This window comes from Aerosakkonema funiforme FACHB-1375, from assembly GCF_014696265.1.
In the GTDB taxonomy this organism is placed as follows: domain Bacteria; phylum Cyanobacteriota; class Cyanobacteriia; order Cyanobacteriales; family Aerosakkonemataceae; genus Aerosakkonema; species Aerosakkonema funiforme_A.
This window is the reverse complement of record NZ_JACJPW010000081.1, coordinates 17,803-38,158: the sequence shown is the minus strand read 5'-3', so window position 1 is coordinate 38,158 and position 20,356 is coordinate 17,803. Positions and strand designations below refer to the sequence as shown.

The window sequence follows — 20,356 nt, the reverse complement described above, 5'->3', positions numbered from 1 at the left end:
AGTAACTTCATCGGGGAAGGGCTAGGGGCTAGGGGCTAGGGGCTAGGGGCTAGGGGCTAGGGGCTAGAGGGTAGGGCGTAGGGGCTATAATAAAGGGTTTGGTGGAATTAACAATGCCCTAACTAACGAGAGAGCGGTGGCTGTAAAAAGTCGATCGTGCCAAAAAATATTTTTGTTTCAATCTGTGCCGAATGCCTCATCTTCGATGCCGACCCACCATTCACCCAAATTCATCAAGTCTTGATGAATGTCGGCCAACTCTTTGGCGTAGTCTTGGGGTGAAAGAGTGCGGCGACGCTCTTCGAGTTTTTTGAGGCGGAGTTGCACCAGCAGCCAGGGTTTTGAGATGCTGTCTGTTGCTTCGACGTATTGAGCTAGTTCTTTGCTATCCATAGTTTAAATTGTGACAAGTTTGACATATTAAGTAGCAAAAAACCACAACAAATGAAAGACAGCCGCGATCGCGATCGCAGCTGTTATAGCAGTTTTGAGTTGTATTAACTGTATCCTTCCAAACCCGGTTTCTTAAAGAAACCGGGTTTCTTTGCGAAAGTACTGGCTGCATTTCTCAGGCAAAGCTATCCCACAAAAGGTTTAAGCAGCTTTGGACAAGTTTTCGGCAGCGAAGTCCCAGTTAACCAAATGGTCAAGGAAGGTAGTGATGAAGTCGGGGCGCTTATTCTGGTAATCCAGGTAATAGGCGTGTTCCCAAACATCCAAAGTCAGCAGCGCAGTTTGCCCGTGGGCTAGGGGGTTTTCGGCGTTGGGAGTTTTGCTAACTTTCAATGTGCCGTTGTCTAACAGCAGCCAAGCCCAACCGCTACCAAACTGGGTAGCAGCAGCGTTTTTGAATTCTTCCTTGAATTTGTCGAAGCTGCCGAAGTCGGCGTTGATTTTGTCGGCTAGAGATCCGCTGGGAGTGCCGCCACCACCCGGTTTCATGGAATTCCAGAAGAAGGTGTGGTTCCAGACTTGGGCGGCGTTGTTGAACACACCGACTTTGGAGGAGTCTTTGAAGCTTGCTTTGATAATTTCCTCAAGGGACTTATCGGCTAGTTCCGTATCTTTGATCAAATTGTTGAGATTGTTGACGTAAGCAGCATGATGCTTGTCATGATGGAACGAAAAAGTGTTCGCCGACATATACGGCTCTAGGGCATTGGCAGCATAAGGCAGATCGGGAAGTGTAAATGCCATTGGTTCGATCCTCTCTACGATGTTTTGGTTATTGAGCTAATGCTACAGCTAGCTTCACCTGGCGGGTTCCCGCTCACCAGTTCGAGTTAGAAGACTGGTAAACTCATAACTTATGATAGAAGTTTATATCAAAAGTCGAACATCTTTCCATTTGAGGATTTGAAACAGTATTCTGAGGGAAAGTCAAAAGTCAAAAGTCAAAAAGGGGATAGGGCGTCGGGGCTAGGGGTTAGGGAAAGTCAATCATTCAAAAATTCCTCCTCTTCCCTCTCCCTCTCCCTCCCCCTCTTCCCTCTTCCCTCTCCCTCTCCCTCTTCCCGACGCCCTAGCCCCGACGCCCTATCCCCTATCCCCTAGCCCCTAGCCCTATCATGTCCCCTGAAACACCATCCCCGATAAATTTGCCTGCTGGTTCCCCGCTGCTTCGGGTTTTGATTGTGGAAGACGATCCCATGATGCAATTGGGGTTGGAGCAATCTTTAGCCGCGCATCCGCAGATCGAGCTTGTGGGACAAGCCGAAGATGGTTATCTGGGAGTGGAGGCGGCTTTAAAACTCAAGCCGGATCTGGTGGTAATGGATATTGGTTTGCCGCGATTGGATGGTATTGCGGCGACACAGCGAATTAAGAAGGAACTTCCGAGTGTGCGAGTGGTGATGCTGACTTCCCACACGACTGAAACGGAAATTATTGCCGCTCTTTCCAGCGGTGCGGATGCTTACTGTATTAAGGGGGCGAGTGTGGATCGCCTGCTGGCAGCGATCGCAGCTGCCACGGAGGGTGCTACTTATCTCGACCCTCAGATCGCTCGCAAAGTGATCGACCATCTCAAACCTCCTTCTCCGACGGGTAATGTGGCGAATCTGTCGCAGCGGGAGTTAGAGGTTTTGAAATTAATGGTAGAAGGTTACAGCAATCCGGAAATTGCGGAGGCATTATACCTCAGTCCTAACACTGTGAAAACTCACGTGAGAGGGATTATGAATAAGTTATCGGTTGATGACCGCGTGCAGGCAGCTGTGGTGGCGTTGCGATCGGGACTGGTTTGAGAAAATAGTCATTGCTTATTATTTGTTGCTGATACTTCATGGTTTGATGGCTGATGATTAAAAATGACGATCGCTTACAGTCGTTTTGTCTGAAGTGGAGTATATTCAAAATAAATTCTCGCTCCCCAAAGGTGGAGTAAATTGACAATGCAGCCGAAAAAGCAGCCAAGCCTCGCAACCTCAAGAGACCCAGAGGATACGATCGCCTACAAGCAGACGCCTGCAAAGCGGGATCTAATGTACTCGCGAGAAATTATCTTGGACTATATCCGGATGCGGATGTGCGAGGAAGTGTTTCATTTGGCAATCGTAGAGCAAATTAAAGGCAAACTAAAAGACAAGTTTTCCTCCACACTGCGCTCTAGCAATTTAAAAAGTGGCAGCGCTGGCGATCGACCAGTTGACGAAGTATTTGATGTGGAACATGAGATAAACGTATCCGACAAAGGCAAAAATATTGTGCTGTTTCGCATTCAAGTTCTTTTAAAGAAGTTTCCGACTCAATACACTTATGTGACAATAAATCAAATTATTGACTGTATTGAAACGTTTTTGAGCCCTTGCGATCGAGACGATGTTTGGCAACCCACAATTGAAGATCGCATTGTCTACATAAAATGGGATGAAGATGCTAAACCGATACCAGTACTTGTGTTAGAGCAATCAGATGAAGTACCATTTGAACAGATGAAAGGGATAACTTTTTAACTTTCAAATTGTAGATAACTAATGGTAAATTAAGGTGGAAATTTACTAAAAAAACAAAATGTTTATACATAAACTCGCTCTGGTAGCAGTTAGTTTAGAGCCGCCGAGCGCCCGAACCAAGGATTTTGGATTACCTCCGCCTTGAAGGGACAAAGCTTGAAATTAGGAAAAATTTTTAGATGATTATCCTTGAAATGGGAAAATTGAAACCCCTTTTTTTCGTCAAATTAGATGTTATGCTAAATTTTGAGCTAATTATGGTTTATATGTTTGATATGCAATCAGCTTGGGAAATAGAATTTTAAAAACTACTTTTTTGATAAGTTTTTCAAATCTATGTTTGGCCAGTTAGTGCAGTTCGACTGTAAAAATTGCCTCAAAACATTAATATTTAAACTGTCTGCGCCGATTTACCGATAGCTAATTGCATTCAAAAAGTATAATACCTAAGCTAGACAAAAAGAGAATAATAAAATTTCCTCTGAACAAAGTTAATTATTGAATAGTCACTTGGGCTCGACCGATGGAAAAAAAAATTTATTCCAAATATAAGGGATTACTTCGCTCCCGGTTAGGGAGATCGCTATGTTCGGGATTTTCCATTTTCAGTGCTGTATTTTGTAGCTTACGTCCCAGTAATGCAGCAGTTGGAGTTGTTTTGCTGCCAAATCCCTCAGCAGCAGAATTTACTGAAGAATTAGCACAGAATGCGCCTCAGATACCGCCTCAAATACCACCGAATCCGCAACCGAATCCGAATACCGATCGGTTTTTGCAACCAGCACCGACACCCTTACCGACCACACCCGAAGACCAGCGTCCGGTTTTGGAAATAACGACACCGGAAACAGAGTCAGATGCACCTCCCATCAGAATAGCGCTTCAAAAAATCGAAGTCGTCGGTAACACCGTCTTAAGTACAGAAGAAATTAACGCCATCACCAAACCTTTTGAAGGACGGGAAGTTAGTTTGGATGAATTGAGGGCGGTTGCCGATGCAATCACCAAGCTTTACATCGACCGTGGATACATTACATCAAGAGCGGTTTTGCCAGACCAAACTGTTAATAATGGTGTGGTGCTAATTCGGATTATTGAAGGTAGTTTAGAACGAATTCAGATCGAAGGAACTCGTCGCTTAAGAAGATCTTATGTGCGCGATCGCGTGCGTCTGGGGATAACTACTCCCCTCAATACCAATCAACTAGAAGATCGACTCAGATTGCTGCGCGTTAACCCGTTATTTGAAAATGTCGAAGCGAGTCTGCGAGCTGGAAGCGAGTTGGGAAAAAGTGTTCTCGTCGTTCGCGTCACCGAGGCAGAGCAATTTGATAGTAACTTTAGTATTGATAATTATTCAGCACCCAGCGTTGGTTCGGAAAGATTGGGGGTGAATCTGCGCTATCGCAATATTACCGGTTTTGGGGATGAAGTTGCTGCTGCTTATTATCGTTCCACTACAGGAGGTTCTAATGCTTTGGATTTTACCTACAGCGTTCCCCTCAATGCGAAAGATGGCACTCTGCAATTAAGAGTTGCACCTAATTTCTACGAAATTACTCAGCCTCCGTTCGATCGATTTAATATTACAGGTGAATCGAATCTTTATGAAATCAGTTACCGTCAACCGATATTTCGATCGCCTCGTCGAGAATTTACCTTATCGCTTGGTTTTACCCGTCGGGAAAGTCAGACGTTTCTGGATGGCGAGCCAACTCCTTTTGGCGAGGGGCCAGATGAAGAAGGGAGAAGCCGCACCAGTGTAATTAACTTTCAACAAGAATATGTAAGCCGGGATACAAAGGGAGCGACGGCGGTGCGATCGCAATTTAGTCTCGGTACCGGCTTACTTGACGCCACTATTAATCCCGATCCAATTCCAGATGGACGCTTTTTGAGTTGGTTAGGTCAAGTGCAGCGCGTTCAAAGGCTGAGCAACAATCATCTACTCATCTTGCAAGCGGATGTGCAATTAACAACCGATAGCTTATTATCATCCCAACAGTTTGTAATCGGCGGCGGTCAATCATTGCGCGGCTATCGGCAAAATTTGCGTTCGGGTGATAGTGGCTTTCGAGTTTCTATAGAAGACCGCATTACCTTGCAACGCAATAAAAACGATTTGCCGACATTACAAATAGCACCGTTTTTTGATGTGGGAGGAGTTTGGAATAACCCGAATAATCCCAATACATCACAAGAGATAGATGACGAGAGGTTTTTAGCGGGAGTTGGTATGGGTTTGCTGTGGGAGCCACTGCCCAGATTAAATGTGCGAGTTGATTACGGTGTGCCGCTAATTAGTATTAGCGATAAAGGCGAAAATGCACAAGATATGGGTTTTTATTTCCGGGTTGTTTATCAACCTTAATGGTTAGTTAGTAGTGATAATGGTGGGCAGTGCCCACCCTACAAAGCGCAATGGGCCACCTAAAAGTGCGAGAACTGTTGCGAGAAGGGGAAGTTTTAACTCAGACCAATCGTTTTCTTGCGAATGGGAAATGGAATGGGCGAGCGGTAAATGAGATTCTTTTTCATTAATTATTGCTGCTTCTTGAATTAAACGTAGCAAGCGCGATCGAATTTGGATATCGGAAAGTGGTTTTGTTTTATATGCGATCGCAATACAGGCTGCTGCTTGGTTAACTCACAATTTCTGCATACAATCATTACTTTTGCGTTTTTAGTTACATTTTGACGGGAATTTATCGAATATATTTGTCGATTATTATGGCATTTTTGGCAATTATATAGGGTGCATTAGCTTTGAGCGTAACGCACCCTAATTAGATAACTCGATCGTTTCAAGGCGGAGCAAATCCCAAATCCAAAATGGGGTGACTAACTGGCAGCAATATGCAAATAAATGCTTGCTGCCGTTTCCCGATCGAGCGCAGCGCGAGTTCTGCCAACTTTGATAATGTAGGAAGGGAATTTTTGTTCTAATGTGAGAGTAATTCCTGGCATTACACCGAGAGCCATTAATTTGCGAATCGTTGCTTCGTCCTGAGTTTTCAAAGCAGCAATGGTGCCGCTGTGTCCGTTTTTTACTGTCAAGAGATCGACCATTTTATACTGTCACCTTCAAAACGTTCAAAACTAAATTCATCAAGTAACCCATCAGGAAAGCGAAGGGTAAAATAAATGCTGTCATAGCGAAAGTGGTTTTGGCACCTCGCTCTTTCAGCATGATTTGAAATTGGGCAATGCAGGGCAGAAATAAGGTGAGGACAACGGAAGCAACGAGTAATTGATTGCCGTTGAAAATATTTTCTTGCTGCATATCGAAAAGTCCGGCGGCTCCATAATCTCTTCTGAAGAAACCGTATAAGAAAATGGGAGCTGCTTCTTTAGGTAATCCCAATGCGATCGCGATCGGTTCGATAGCTTTAATGATAGCATCAAATAACCCAGTTAAACGCCCGATCCAAATAATCACAGATGCCCAAATAAACAGAGGAATAATTTCGATGAAATACCATTTCATCCTCACCCAAGTTTTAATCAGAATATTTCTAATTTTGGGCAACCGTAAAGGCGGAATTTCCATGTAAAAACTGGCTTTTTTTCCTGGTAGTAATTTGGCTGTTAAATAACCGACTACTAAGAAAATTCCGGTAATAAATCCTCCCCAAATTAACAACGCTCCTGGCTTTTGGGCTAACAAACCGACAATCACGCCCCATTGCGCGGCGCAGGGAATGGCTAAAGAGAGGAGAAAGGTCGCAATCAAGCGCTCTCTTTTAGTTTCCAGAGTGCGCGTTACCATCGTCGCCATTGTATCGCAACCCAATCCCAATACCATTGGAATCACAGCGCGTCCCGATAAACCGATGGATTTGAATAGGCGATCGAGCATGAGGGATAATCTCGGTAAGTAGCCGCTATCTTCCAACAGAGAAAACATTAAAAAGAAAGTAGCTACTACTGGCAATACGATCGCGACGGCGTAGCGAATTCCCAGCGTGATGATGCCGTATTCGTTGCCGAGCAAATCTTGCAGCGCTTGCCAAGGTAAAATTTGAGCTAGTGCAGAGTTGACGAAGGGGTTAATGTTACTTTCAAAGAAAGTTTCTATGGTATCAACTAATGTGCCTGCGCCGAATTCACCGACAAATTTATAGACGCCGAAGTAGAGAATAACTACCAGGATGGGAAATCCGGTGATGGGATTAACGGTGAGGCTGTGCAACCTCTCGCTGAACATTCTTTGTTCTTGAGTTGGTTCTTGGAGTACCTTTTTTTCGAGATGCCAAGCTTGGTGCTGACGTGCGTGCGCGATCGCTAAACTCAGGGGTTGGTTGAGTTGCTGTTCCGCTAAATTAATCGCCGCTTCAATTGCTTGATATTGCTGTTCTTTTTGCTGCACTTTTTCCCAAAAATCAGGGTCTTTTTGCAATAACAGCAATGCGAGACTGCGTTTGGAAATTGGCCGATCGTTAGAGAGGAAGAGTTCCTGGGAAAGCAGAGACTCTATTTTGGCGATCGCTTCCTCAATAGGCTGCGGATAAGCAATCTGACTTAACATATTCAAACACCCTTTCCTTCAATACCGAAATACCGACATTTTGTGCCGCCGCCATTGTCACGACTGGAATTCCCAATTCTTTTTCCAAGCGAGCGGGATTGATTTGGATACCCAAGCGTTGTGCTTCGTCCATCATATTAACTGCCAACAATACAGACAATCCCGCTTCAATTAGCTGAAACGTCAACGGCAGCATTCTGCCTAAATTTTTGGCATCGATAACATGAATTACCAGATCTACTGTTTCTGCAAACAGCAAGTCTCTGGCGACTTTTTCTTCTTCGGTAATTGGTAGTAGCGAGTACATTCCCGGCGTATCCACAATGGCAAAGAAGCGATCTCCTATGCGCGTCTCTCCTCGCGACACTTCTACAGTCGTTCCCGGATAGTTAGATACCGTAACGTAAGTACCTGTCAAGGCATTAAACAGCACGCTTTTTCCCACATTAGGCGTACCGACTAAAGCAACTTTCGGAATTTTTGGCGATTCTACCGATTTCTCCTTTTTTGTGCGCCATTTCCAAAAACTGCGTTTTTTTCCTTGATGCGTGTTACCGCAATTTCTTACACATTTATGGCATTCCATAGAATTTCTCCAATTTTGGCTACAAATTCTCATAATAAGTTGCACAGTCAAAGGTTGTTATGTTCGCACCTCTGACTAAAACAACATGAGAGTTGTTAAAAAAGATTCTCAATAAGCAGACCTAGAACACTTATATAACCTTTAGAGTTATTGAGAAAGAATTTTAACAATACTTGATAATTGAGTTGGGTTAAATAGGATACAGAAGCACTCGATCGATTGGGGCAATTCCGTCCATTTTGTCTAAAAGGCTCTTGAAGCTGGCTTGTGGAGCAGCTTAAAGTCCCCGTCCCGCGATCGCATTGAATAGGGGTTTTGCTGTACTAGGCGTCACAGTTATCTGCTTGTCGCCAGTTCGACAAAGGCGATTTAAAATTAACAATTAAATAATAATCTCAATAAGTTTGAAAAATTAGTTAATAATAATTTTGAGAATAATAATACCAAATCCGGGTCTGCTGATTCTAAGACTACTTCGGTAGCAGAGCTCAATGAAGCGTAAAGAATCACCGTGGCTTCAGCCCGGTGAGTATGTCAAAGGGGGAAAACCTCCAAAAATTCTTGTGGGGTAGGCATCCTGCCTGCCCTTTAAGATTCTTTTGGAGGAGATGTCTATTTCTCAATTCAGGCGAATCAAGTGTACGCGCTCTCAACCTTTATGGCTATTTCGTACTTAATTCTCCTCAAAATCGCTCGCTACCGATGGACTAGATACCGCGAAATACAACCCCACTAAAATTACAGCAAATGCAAATAAATTGAGCCAAGGCAACGTTTCTCCAAATATCCACCAGGCAAAGATACCTGTCAAAATTGGATCTAGTAGGAAAACTAGGGCAACGAAAGATGCAGATAACTGCTGAAGACTATATATTTGCAAAAAACTGAATATAGCAGCATTAAGCCCCAAAATAAAAACACCATACCACCCCTGAACTGATATAGGGAATACTTGCTCGCGAACGATCGCAGCCAGCGGGAGAGTCAGGATAATTGCTAATGCGTAACACCAAAACATTGTGGTGTTAGTATTTACTCGTTTTCTCACTCTTTCCGCACTCATTAAAAACGCCCCAAACGCCACACTAGAGACTAGGCTAATAATATCTCCTTGGATTTGAGATGGCTCAAATTGCAGGTCATTTAATCCTAGTAAAATCATTCCTCCTACAGCTATAACAAGACCCATCAGAAAGTTTTTATGAAAGTATTGCTTGAAGAGGAACCATTCCGCTGTTGTTGTAAAAAAGATGGAAAAATTATGAAGCAAGGCAGAGTTGGCAAGATTAGTCTGAGTGAGTGACCAAGACCATAAAACCTGCATAGTAGCGAAGCAGAATCCCGATATTAACAAGAGGCATACTGTTTGACTCGTATAAGATATGGGGGAGGATGTTTCCTCATTCAGTTGACTGGACAGATTTTGAGATTTGCTCCAAAAGCGGTGTCCAGCCCCCAAGCCATTGCATAATAGTAAAACTGTTGTGGCTATCCAGTAGCGGTTAAAGACGAGCGCATCTGGTCCGACTTCGCTTTCGCAAAATCGAATCAGTATTGGTGTGAATCCACAAATTAAAACAGCTAATAATATGGCAGCAATTGCCAGGAAATGGGAGTCTTTTGTGACAATCTGCGGAGATGGCTCTAATATTGACATTGGTAGTTGTTCGATTTGTTCTGTATTACTTGAATATGCTGGCAAATTTATTCTCTTCCACTTTTGTGGGAAATCCCTGAGTTAATTGGGAAAATCGCGATACTGGGGTGAGTAAGCTTCGCTCCGGCTTTTATCCCAGAGAATTGCTTCTTCTTTTCATTGTTCAATCTAATGAGCGTGACCAAAGGTGAATATTCCTACATAAATAATAGCATTTAATGATTTCTGCTGAAAGAAATTTCGTTTCCCAATTTGACTGGTTACAAATATCGATCGACTTGTTTTTTTTTCGAGCAATTTCTAACATTTACAGGGAAAGATAGACCCCTATAATTTGGGTATTCCTGTAAGGCTTCAACCGTTATACCTCTTGCCAATAGCTTGAGTGATGCGATCGAGCAGAATTGCCAACAAAACAATTCCTAATCCCCCCACAGCTGCCATCCCCACATCTAAGCGCCCCACACCTTGTAATACCGTTAAACCCAGTCCTGGAACTGCAATCATGGAAGCAACCACCGACATCCCCAGAGCAAACAACACAGTTTGATTAACTCCAGCCAGAATCGTGGGTATAGCCAGCGGAATTTGCACTTCCCATAAGGTTTGTCTGGGTGTTGAACCAAAGGCGCTAGCTACCTCCACAATCTCTGGAGAAACTTGTCGAATCCCCAAATTAGTAAAGCGAATTAAGGGAGGAAGGGCATAAATAATCGTAGCAATTACCCCCGGAACTTCTCCAATTCCAAATAGCATAATTACCGGCACCAGATAAACAAACACTGGCAGAGTTTGCATGGCATCAAGGAGGGGTAAAAGCGCTCGCTCAAATCGATCGCTCCGGGCACAAGCTACACCCAAGGGAATACCAACAATAATGCAAAATATCACAGATGTAACCACAAGAGCTAAGGAAATTATCGCCGCTTCCCACAGCCCAGTAAAACCAATTAATATTAGGGCAAGTAAGCTGTAAATTCCTACAGGTTTTCCTGCAATTCGCCATGTCATAAAACTGGCCAATAGTAGCAAGATTATTGGAGGAATCGCCAACAAGAAATTACGAATTGCTTGTAATACCCAACCGATCGGAATGCGAATTGTTTGGAAGAAAGGACGAAAGTTATTTACCAAGAAATTAATAGTTGCTGTAATCCACTTGTCTAGAGGAACGGTGTAAAGCTGAAAAGGATTTAATAAGATACTCAATCTCGTTAAACTTTGGGTTTTGGGGTTAGGATTATTCCCAATACTTGAAGAAGTTTCTTCTAACAGGTTATGATTGGGTTGCTTGATTTGATTTATCCAGCCCTGAAACAGTTTATTATTCTGCTTCACCCATTCCTCGGCATGACGACGAATATCTTGGGGTTTATCTTCACCCTGTTTAATGATAAAACTTTCCCGAATCATATCTTGATAAGGAATTTTCACCAGTTCAAAGAAACGTTTAACCGAGGGATTTTTCGCTAAAAATTTTCGGTTGGCAAGTACTCGATATCTACCTTGAACCATCCCCAGATTTTTGCCGTTTACAGATGTATCTTTGGCAGTAAGTTTCCCAGTGGCTTTGGAAGAGGTAGTAAATGGAACTTCCAGCCAGATCGCATCTCGATCGACTTTCATTACCTGACCGAGCCAGAAAGGACTATAAACATAGGAAAAAAATGGTTTTCCTTGTTGGTAACGAGTTAAGGCATCTGCAATCAGAGCTGTATAATTTCCCTTATTAATTTCTACAGTATTCCGCAATTTGTAAGCATCTAGATGACGATCCATTTCTAACTCACAACTCCAACCCGGATCGCAACCAACTAGATCGGCTTTGCCATCTCCATCGGTATCAAATAGCTTGGCAATCTTTGGGTCTTGAAATTGTTGTAAGTTAGTAATCTGATATTTATCCGCAGTCTTTTTATCAATCTGATACCCCTGGATGAGTGGAAACAGCAAACCTACTTTCTCCAATTTTTTTGCACCACCAGCATTTTGATAAAATAAATTATGCCCGGGTTCTCCAAAGACAGGAGCAAAATCCAAATCACCATTAGCGACTGCGGTATAAAGGGCTGGATAAGCCGCTCCTACCAGTGGCGCTATTTTGTAGCCGAGTTTCTCCAAGCCAATATTGATAATTTCAGTTTGAAACCGATCCTCAATCCAATCGCTTGTTCCCGGACGAATCGTAATGCCTTTTCCAGGTAGATTTGAGTTAGTTGTTGTTTGTGCTAAGGAGAAATAATTGATTAAAACGATCGAAAATAGAGTTATTAGAAAAAACGAAATAAATTGTTTTAGGCGTTGTGCGAGCATACATTTATTTCTATAGAATTGACGTAGGCTCATCCTAGAACAAGCAAGGCTTAAAGTGTGACTATTGCGTAAATCCTGTTTCATTTTGTTCAAGGATCTCAACTAGAAGATAAGAGAAGTTCGGAGCGAGCCGACCCAAACCGGAGAATTATCTGAATTATGCTCTGGGTTAGTAATTACTAAAAATCCCGAAATGAGAAAAATTTTGTTACTTATTGGGTAGCTATAAGATAACTCTAAATGCAAAGAAGTATCCGGATCTTCCCGTGCATAAATATCATTATCTATCACTTTAGGAGGCATACCAAAAACAAAACTTAATTGCGAACCTGCTTTACCTAAATCTGCTAAAAATAAGGAAAAATCCTTAACCGAGCAGTATTGGGTTTCGAGGTTATTCGCGGGAATTCCAGAGCTGCGATCGTGAATGGAGAAGCACGATCGGGTAGTGGGTGTAACCAGACCCATAACTGCAAAGGGTCTAGTTACAGCCGAGAATAATCGGCGGTGTTTAGCTCACATTCCCCAATACAATCTTTGAGTCCTCAGATGAAGCTTCACTAACCATCCCTGAATATTCCCCGTTATAGTTAGTAAATCCAGACGGTCCTCTCCGAATATTAGATAGACGAATTTGCCAATCGGAAACCTCTTCGTAGGTAAGGTGATGAGTCTTGGAAGTCGTTGTCCATACCCCCCAAAGGCAGGTGTCTTCAAATTGAAGCATTCCTGATTTGCGTAAGTTATAAGCTTGCGGAGTTCCGGGCAAGGGAATAATGCTGTAGCACGAAGTCTGAAATTCCAGTTGAGGGTTAATCTGTACCAGTTCATCCACCAAGTCTGAGATCGCTTCCTCAAGACGTAACAAATCCTCATGGTCATCATCGGCTAACCCGATAATGATGCCATAGGCAATGACAGGGACACCCGTTCTAACTACAGATTTCATCAACTCACAATGCTCTTGCCAGGGCAGAAGTTTCTTGTATGCTTCTCGTCCAAAAACCGGACGTTCGGCAGGGATATATGCTAAAGGACAACCGACTTTGCCATCCCAGCCAAACAGTGCTTCAATCAGTTCTTCATCAGGTCTGAGGTCGGTGCTTTCGTAGTTACGCCCCGCCCCCAAAGTAGTTTTCCTCAGTTCTAAACCATTGGGCCACATGAGAGTTATTCCCATCTCTCGCGCACCATTGGTAATTTCAAGGATTTCTTCTCGTCCTCCCGGAAAGAGTACACGCGCCAGGAATTGATCGGAACCGATGTTGATCGATCGAGCTCCCGCTTCTTTCTGGATCGCCAACCATTTGAGGGCTGTTTCTGGGGACATTCGCCGAAAACCAGTGCCGTAGGTGGGTGTCATGCAAAAATCACAGGTGCGATCGCAACCAATGTCAGCCACCAAAGAACCGACTGGCACTAATCCCTGGACATTGGGCAGTGTCCCCAAACATTCCCGCGCCACCTCCACTGAGGGTAGCGCCCACTCATCTGGACTTTTTGCTTTCGTCTTCCGAGGATACTGTTTACCATCTGCAAGAATGACACCCGTGAGTTCTTCGCGAGGAGGTCTTCCCAGTACATAATCGAAAATAGCCCAATTCGCTGCCCCTGATTTATCCTGAACTACTACTGTTGCGCCAGCTTGGAAGTAGTGGTGCGGTTCGGCCAGAGCATCCGATCCGCCAACTACAATGGGACGACCGCCCTTAGCCAGATGCTCAATCAGCATACAACTGACTTGACGATCTTGGGAGAAATTAACTGTAACTCCCCAAGCATCGAAGGCGTGAGGATCGAGGGCAGAAATTTTGCCCCCTACATAAGTTTTCCGTAGGGTCATCCCTTTCCAGGCAATCTCCCCAAATTCTTCACTATAATTTTCATCTCTGAGGTTGACCAATCGGGCATCAAATCCTCCGGCTTGCAAATCAGGGATCAAAACTTGCTTGCTGATTAAGGAACGATGTCTATATAAAGAAGTCCAATTTTTGCCTTCTGCATCGTATAGTCCCGTGGCTGGAACTTCAACCAATCCAATGGAGGGAGTCTTTTTGTTGACCATACTTTAGGGTTCGTAATCTGAGATGACCGTAGGAGCTTTGGAGTCCTCACGCTCCCAACTCTTTAGGAGAATACAACAAGTGTGTGAGTTAATGATCTGTCAAGCTTAAAATATACATAAAAACCACATCAAAGGTATAAAAATATCAAATCCGCTTCGATTACCCCCGTTATCCTTGGGAACGAGTGGGGGAGTGGGAGAGGAACATTGAGACTGAAACAGGGGGTATCAGACCCGGATTTGGTATAATAAAAAGATTTTTGATTTTCTTCATAATTCCTCTGCTCATACGGTGTTACAGCCAAAAGCATACCAATATTTAGGTTTTGCACCGGAATCTAAACTCCAATACTAACAACGGGTAAAGTAAACCAAAAGGTTGCACCAGCACCCAGACTGCTAATCACACCAATTTCGCCGCCGTGGGCTGTGATGATTTGCCGACAGAGATACAAACCCAATCCGATCCCGGTTAAGCGCCGGACGTGGGAACCGCGCACGTATAGTTCAAATAAATGCTCGCAAGTTTCTCGATCCATTCCAACACCGTTATCTTCAAGAGTGAAACGAATAAATTGGGGGCTGGGTACAGGGGCTAGGGGCGTTTGCATTAGAGTGCCGAAGGGGTTAACATTTGTGCAGGCAGTCTCCGATCGCGGCGAAAATGATACTGGCACAAATGCTTCGCTCTTACTCTGGGAGAAATCTTTTAATAACACGAAATAATCATCATCTAAATGCTTCGTTGCTAGAGATATATCGCTGGGATTGTCATACTTGCAATCTGGCGTTTTCCCGTTTTCAATAGTAGCTTTAAGGGTCAAATTAAGTCCGGGTGGGTTATGATTTAAGGCATTGGTTACTAGGTTTTCAAAAACGCGCCATAGTTGTTCTCGGTCTGCATTTATCATTGGCAAATCGGAGCTAATTAAATTGTGAAATGTTGCTTGATTCCTATCCAATAGGGGCTCTAAATCTGCAATAATTGCTTGCACTATTTCGTTTAGTTGTAGTGGCTTGGGGTGCAGAGCTAAACCGCGTACTTCAGTAGAGTGGACTTCCAAAAGCGAGTTAATGAGGTGGAGTTGCCGATCGCTACTTTGGATCATGCGTTCTAAAGTCGATCGCGGCACGGGAACTGCGGATTTGGGATTTGGGATTTGGGATTTGGGATTGTTGATAAATTCTGATTCGTGAGTATTGAGCAAATTTTTTAGTACCAGCAACCAACCCATAACCGGTGTCCGCAAATCGTGGGTGACAGCGTGTAAGAAAATATCTTTAAGTTGGTTGATTTCTTGCAATTCCCTATTTCTTTGCTGCAATTGAGATGTGCGCTCCTCCACTTGTCGTTCTAAATTAGCATTGAGAGCGTATACTTGTTGATATAGTTCGGCTTGCTGAATCGCGATCGCTACTTGCGTTGCCAACTGTTCTAGCAGATCGATTTCAAATTGCTGCCAGTGACGGGGTGCGGAACATTGATGAACTACTAAGGCACCAAATAGCTGATCGCCCAACAAAATCGGTACACCTAAACCGGCTCTTATTTTGTATTCGGAATAGTATTTAGCACAAGGTTGTTGTGTGACTTTGGCGGTATCTTCCACTACTCGGACGCGATGATTTTCAAACAGCGATCGCAATTCTTGCAGGTAGCTTTTATCGTTTACCAGAAAGCCTAAAACAGACGGGTACTTGGGATCGACTGATTCGGCAACTATTTGCCCTTGACTGTTTAGTTGTTGGTAGCCGATGAAAACGCGATCGGCTTGCAGAAATTGTCGTACTTCCGCAACTGTAGTGTTAAGAATTTCGTCGAGATTGAGCGATCTGCGAATGCGTAAAGCGATTTGAGCTAAGAGGCGATCGCGTTGAACTGCTGCAAGTAATTGCTCCTCTGCTTTTTGGTGTTCGTAAGCTTCGATCGCCAAAGAAACTAAATCCGCTATAGAGCCTGCAAAATTTTCTTCTTCTAATGCCCAATGACGACAAGTTTCTACCTGTTCGTGACAGACAATTCCCACCATTTGCCCGCCTAACCAAATGGGTGAATCTAACATAGATTTGACACCAATTGGTGTCAAATAGCGCTCGGAAAACTCTCTAGTTCTGGGGTCGGTATAGGCATCAGGGGCGGCGATTGTCCGCTCGGTTTCCAATGCCTTAAAATAAGCTGGATAGTTAAGTGCTGCCAGTTCCAAACCTTGAGAATGACGATTGGGGCTGCGTTCGTAAAGGTCGATACAGGTAATGCGAGAGCGATCCCTATTATACAACCAAACGCTAGCTCGTTCAATTTCTAAAGTCTTGGCAGCAGCTTCGGTAATTTTTTGAATCGCCGTTTTTAAATTGCCACTATTGATTGTTTTGTCCTTCGCTAATTCCATCAGCACTCGGTTTTGCTGACGCAAGCGCCTTTGGCTTTCGCGCAAAGCTATTTCGACTCGCTTGCGCTCAGTAATATCTAAAGACATCAACATTCCCGCAAATATTTCCCCACGCTCATTTTTAACCGGCAATGTATGTAAAAGATATACCGATTCGCCATATTGCAATTCAAAAATATTTGTATTTCCGGCTAGTGCTGCCCGATAATGCGGCTCTATAATTTTACAGGTTTCGGGAGACCATACCTCCCAAATTGTCTTGCCTTCTAATAATTCTTTGGAAACACCGATTGCAGCTAATCCCGTACCTTCTGCAACGGTGTAACGCAAGTTGCGATCGAACAAGAAAACTCCACCATTGGGAAAGTTCCTCGCCAGGGTGCGATATAATTCTTCTCCTTTCCGCAGTTCTTCTTGTGCCAAGTAGCGCTCGGTGATATCGATCCCAGTACCGATGATGTACTTGACATTGCGATTGGCGTCGAGGATGGCTGTACTTGACCAAGCAATTCGCCGCCGTATCCCGTTTTTTGTCAGCCAATAGTTTTCATAATTTATCGGGAAATGACCTGCTTTTAGCTTATCAAATATAACTTTTACTGCCTCTTTTTCTTCTGTAATTAAGAATAAATCCCAGAAATATTGGCCTTTTACTTCATCAAATGAGTAGTTCGTGATTTGTTCGCAAGCTCTGTTAAAGCGGATAATTTGCCCTTGGCGATCGAGTACCACCACCAACGCACCAGCAGTATCGAGAATAGCAGCAATAAAATCGCGTTCTTGGCGCAATTCTTCTTGGGTTTGTCGTTGAGCGATGACGCCGCCCAGCGTTGCCGCCATCGTCATTAACACCGCTTCTTCATCTCTCGACCAGCGGCGATCGCAATGGCAATCATCAAAACCAATTACACCCCAAAGTTGACCGTTAATTGGAATGGGAACAACTAATATAGATAAAGCTCCTTGCGGTTCTATTAATTGTTTTTGGATAGGCGGTAAATCTTTAATTAAGGCGCTGACAGAATTCCCAGCTTTTAGCGTTTCGTACCAATGCGTCATCCCGTAAGCGGCGAAATCTAGGTTCTGTAAAATAGGGTTGTGAAGTTCGGCAGTAACGCTAGCATGAGCCCATTCAAAGCGGTGACTCGTCACAGGTTCCCCTGTTTCTGGGTGGGGATGAATTTCAAAAATATAGACGCGATCGACTCCCGTTACCCGCCCCAAAGTTGCTAAAGCTTCATTAATAGCTGTGGTATAATCGTCAGCGGTCAACAGTTGGCGAGTGGCTTCTGCAACTCCTTGCAAGAGATTCGGCCAAGAAGGCATAGTTTTGGCGATTGTTTTGGGAAAATTTTGTTTGGCAAATTGTTTGATAGTTTCCTTCATTTTTTACCTGCGCGATCTTTTATTTTTGATTTTTTAATTTTTCACCCGATTGGGTTATCCGATGGTATGAGGGAAATCTCCTCCAGAGGTAATTACACTGGCTTTTGCATAACTATAAAGGAAAAATTATTAAAATTATGCCTCAACAGGGGCAATTTCCCACCCTCTTAAGACTATTATCTGCATTTTTGAGTCGATCGATTTTGACTGTAGCTCAACAAGTACCGCCCAGTCTGACACAGGGGTCACCAAATCAGAGATTGAACGTACAGCGCCAGTGGGGAACTTGTCCGAGTGCAGTTGGGCTTTGGACAGTTTTAGTTCCCTATGAAGGCGGTGCGGATCTTACGGTTGTCGTCGATACGCGCTCTTTTCGCGTCAATGTCGGCTGGGGTACTGAAACTGTTACCAGAAACAAAGGTGATGACAAGGCGTGCAAAACCTGAGTTTACCCAGTTGGCGGTCAACTTCCACGCGACACCTGCTAAATTTAGATCTTGTTGTGCTTTAAAATTAAGGAATACCACATTTGGCAAGTTTTGGTGCTAGCACAGATAATCTGTTACTAGGTAACTTGTTGTGATTAAACATTTGGGGCAAGTGTCCTATTGGTGAATTCATAGTAAAATTGTAATCATCATATTTTAGCCAATGCTTATTGACGCGCCATCCTACACGATCTCCAAAACGGTTATAAATTTCAGGATTTGCTTGTGAACTACCGCCAACAGCTTCCCAAATAGATTTTTGAACGCTAAAACCAAACTTTCCTTTGCTATATTTCACCCAGAGTTTATTGATATTGGCAAGGTCTTTACAAGGAAAACTGTCTATAGATTTTGTATCAAGCCAACTCTCTTCTTCTCGACCAGAAGCCTTAAGCATGATATTACGAGTTTCTGCATCTGCTTCTTTCCATATTTCTAATTTTAGTAAATTTTCGAGTTGAGTATAGTCTGGGCTTGTTGTAATAGAAATAGAACGCGGCGAACTAATAGGCGCAACACTTGTCACCACACTCCGACTAAAACGCGGCTCACTCGTCACCATCGGAATAGACGAACTAATATCCCTCGGACTAATAGAATTCCCACCTAATTTAGAAACCCAAAACCCAATTCCACCACCAAAAACCAATAACACTCCCGCCGCCATCCCCAGAGGAAAATTGGTTTTCCGCTTTGCCAACTTTTGCGCCAGTTCGTCTATCCTCTGCAAAAGCACCTGGGTATTGTGCGGTCTATCCTGTGGCTTTCGCGCCATCAAATTATCGATAAATTTAGCCAAAATGGGTGAAATATTCGCAGCCTGTCGCCAGCTAAACACATCGTTATAAGCATCGTAAAAATTTAAAACATTCTGTCCCGTCAGCAAATACACAAACGTCCGTCCCAATGCAAAAAAATCTGATTGCGGTACTGCTTGGAAATTCTGTTGTTCCGGTGGCGTATACCCAACAGAAACTATCGCCGTAATTTGGTATCCCGCACCCAGTCTGGCAAGATAAGTATAGGTAGCTTCCCTCGCCGTGCCAAAATCAATCAACACCAACTGCCCATCCCGTCTTAGCATGATATTGGGCGGCTTAATATCGCGATGGAAATACTGCTTCCCATGCACTATCTGCAATATTTCTGCCAGTTGCTTTAACCAGGCTATTGCTTGCTGTTCGGAAATGGGATGATTTCCCTGCTGTTTTAGCCACTCTTCTAAGTTTGGCCCCTCGATTTTTTCCATCACAATGCAGTGCAATGTCAACCCGTTTTTGGTTTGATACTCGAAATAACCATCGACTTTGGGAATACCGGGATGCTGGAACTGCTCTAATACGTTTGCTTCTTGTTGAAATAGTTCGACTGCTTTCGGTTCGTTGTTGAGATGTTCTTTGAGGACTTTCAGTATTTTGGCACTTCCCCGTTGTTCTGCGCTGTAAATTTTGCCAAAACCACTGTTATCGCTGAGGAGTTGCATCACCCGATAGCGTCCTTGCAGAAGTAAGTCAGAACGGCAACTTTGACATTGGCGGTTGTTGCTGTTCTGCGGGTGGTCTGGTTTTGGGCAATGTGGGTTGATGCACAGACTCATAATTGGCTGTGGTTGGGTGTGACTTTAGTATAAGGGGGATTTGGGATCTTCTGTCTAAGGATAGGTTTACATTTTTTACCGCAGATGTAAGCGGATGAACGCGGATGTGGAGATGGATGTCTGTTTGGTGGATGGCTGGTTGGTTTTTTTACCGCAGATGTAAGCGGATGAAGGCTGATGAACGCGGATGTGGAGATGGATGTCTGTTTGGTGGATGGCTGGTTGGTTTTTTTACCGCAGATGTAAGCGGATGAAGGCGGATGAACGCTGATGAAGAGGGTGGATGGCTGGTTGATTTTTTTACCACAGATGAAGAAGGATGAACACAGATGAACACAGATGAAGAGGGTGGATGTATCCTTATTATATGTGCGATCGCTCTTTGGGTATGT

Annotated in this window: 17 protein-coding genes; 5 read left to right on the top strand and 12 right to left on the bottom strand. The window is 43.7% G+C overall.

Annotation, left to right across the window (positions count from 1 at the left end):
- Nucleotides 1-177: 177 nt before the first annotated feature.
- Together H6G03_RS25865 and sodB are read right to left on the bottom strand one after the other, a co-directional pair.
- On the bottom strand, nucleotides 178-393 hold the full coding sequence (locus H6G03_RS25865; protein ID WP_190470707.1) for a hypothetical protein: 216 nt from the start codon (nucleotides 391-393) through the stop codon (nucleotides 178-180).
- Between the two features lie 201 nt (nucleotides 394-594).
- Nucleotides 595-1,197, bottom strand: a complete 603-nt coding sequence (sodB, locus tag H6G03_RS25860; protein ID WP_190470705.1) for a superoxide dismutase [Fe] — start codon at nucleotides 1,195-1,197, stop codon at nucleotides 595-597.
- Between the two features lie 371 nt (nucleotides 1,198-1,568).
- Between sodB and H6G03_RS25855 the strand changes: the two genes are divergently transcribed.
- The 3 genes from H6G03_RS25855 to H6G03_RS25845 all read left to right on the top strand — a co-directional run bounded on the left by H6G03_RS25855 (nucleotide 1,569) and on the right by H6G03_RS25845 (nucleotide 5,325).
- Nucleotides 1,569-2,246 carry a response regulator gene (locus H6G03_RS25855; RefSeq protein WP_190470701.1) on the top strand — a complete coding sequence of 226 codons (678 nt, stop codon included), beginning with the start codon at nucleotides 1,569-1,571 and terminating at the stop codon, nucleotides 2,244-2,246.
- 147 nt (nucleotides 2,247-2,393) lie between these two features.
- Entirely contained in the window at nucleotides 2,394-2,954 is a 561-nt protein-coding gene (locus H6G03_RS25850) for a hypothetical protein (protein ID WP_190470699.1), read from the top strand.
- Nucleotides 2,955-3,477: 523 nt separating this feature from the next.
- Entirely contained in the window at nucleotides 3,478-5,325 is a 1,848-nt protein-coding gene (locus tag H6G03_RS25845; protein ID WP_190470696.1) for a ShlB/FhaC/HecB family hemolysin secretion/activation protein, read from the top strand.
- Between the two features lie 3 nt (nucleotides 5,326-5,328).
- Here the strand turns inward: H6G03_RS25845 and H6G03_RS25840 are convergent, their stop codons facing one another.
- From H6G03_RS25840 to H6G03_RS25795, 9 genes are all read right to left on the bottom strand, one after another.
- A complete protein-coding gene (locus H6G03_RS25840) occupies nucleotides 5,329-5,526 on the bottom strand; it encodes a hypothetical protein (protein ID WP_190470695.1) in 198 nt (65 codons plus the stop codon).
- Between the two features lie 269 nt (nucleotides 5,527-5,795).
- Nucleotides 5,796-6,023, bottom strand: a complete 228-nt coding sequence (locus tag H6G03_RS25835) for a FeoA family protein (protein ID WP_190470692.1) — start codon at nucleotides 6,021-6,023, stop codon at nucleotides 5,796-5,798.
- 1 nt (nucleotide 6,024) lies between these two features.
- The gene (locus H6G03_RS25830) at nucleotides 6,025-7,482 is read right to left on the bottom strand and encodes a ferrous iron transporter B (protein WP_190470689.1); all 1,458 of its coding nucleotides are present in this window, start codon (nucleotides 7,480-7,482) and stop codon (nucleotides 6,025-6,027) included.
- Nucleotides 7,448-8,068 carry a FeoB small GTPase domain-containing protein gene (locus tag H6G03_RS25825; protein WP_190470686.1) on the bottom strand — a complete coding sequence of 207 codons (621 nt, stop codon included), beginning with the start codon at nucleotides 8,066-8,068 and terminating at the stop codon, nucleotides 7,448-7,450. The genes H6G03_RS25830 and H6G03_RS25825 overlap by 35 nt, the downstream gene beginning before the upstream one ends.
- Before the next feature lie 673 nt (nucleotides 8,069-8,741).
- Entirely contained in the window at nucleotides 8,742-9,770 is a 1,029-nt protein-coding gene (locus H6G03_RS25820; protein ID WP_190470682.1) for a DMT family transporter, read from the bottom strand.
- A 309-nt stretch (nucleotides 9,771-10,079) separates the two neighbouring features.
- Nucleotides 10,080-12,038, bottom strand: a complete 1,959-nt coding sequence (gene proX, locus H6G03_RS38265) for a glycine betaine/L-proline ABC transporter substrate-binding protein ProX (RefSeq protein WP_242060470.1) — start codon at nucleotides 12,036-12,038, stop codon at nucleotides 10,080-10,082.
- 102 nt (nucleotides 12,039-12,140) lie between these two features.
- Nucleotides 12,141-12,506, bottom strand: coding sequence for a carbohydrate porin (locus H6G03_RS25805; protein WP_190470679.1), 366 nt, complete (start codon nucleotides 12,504-12,506; stop codon nucleotides 12,141-12,143).
- Nucleotides 12,507-12,549: 43 nt separating this feature from the next.
- The gene (locus tag H6G03_RS25800) at nucleotides 12,550-14,103 is read right to left on the bottom strand and encodes a radical SAM protein (RefSeq protein ID WP_190470677.1); all 1,554 of its coding nucleotides are present in this window, start codon (nucleotides 14,101-14,103) and stop codon (nucleotides 12,550-12,552) included.
- Nucleotides 14,104-14,441: 338 nt separating this feature from the next.
- Nucleotides 14,442-17,879 (bottom strand): GAF domain-containing protein, encoded by a 3,438-nt coding sequence (locus H6G03_RS25795; RefSeq protein WP_190470674.1) that lies wholly within the window; start codon nucleotides 17,877-17,879, stop codon nucleotides 14,442-14,444.
- Between the two features lie 137 nt (nucleotides 17,880-18,016).
- On the opposite strand from H6G03_RS25795, the gene H6G03_RS25790 reads away from it, so the two are divergent.
- Nucleotides 18,017-18,325: a hypothetical protein gene (locus H6G03_RS25790; RefSeq protein WP_190470671.1), complete on the top strand. Its 309-nt coding sequence runs from the start codon at nucleotides 18,017-18,019 to the stop codon at nucleotides 18,323-18,325.
- A 67-nt stretch (nucleotides 18,326-18,392) separates the two neighbouring features.
- On the opposite strand, the gene H6G03_RS25785 is transcribed toward H6G03_RS25790, so the two are convergent.
- Nucleotides 18,393-19,964, bottom strand: coding sequence for a serine/threonine-protein kinase (locus tag H6G03_RS25785; RefSeq protein ID WP_190470669.1), 1,572 nt, complete (start codon nucleotides 19,962-19,964; stop codon nucleotides 18,393-18,395).
- 104 nt (nucleotides 19,965-20,068) lie between these two features.
- On the opposite strand from H6G03_RS25785, the gene H6G03_RS25780 reads away from it, so the two are divergent.
- The gene (locus tag H6G03_RS25780; protein WP_190470667.1) at nucleotides 20,069-20,218 is read left to right on the top strand and encodes a hypothetical protein; all 150 of its coding nucleotides are present in this window, start codon (nucleotides 20,069-20,071) and stop codon (nucleotides 20,216-20,218) included.
- Nucleotides 20,219-20,356 lie beyond the last annotated feature (138 nt).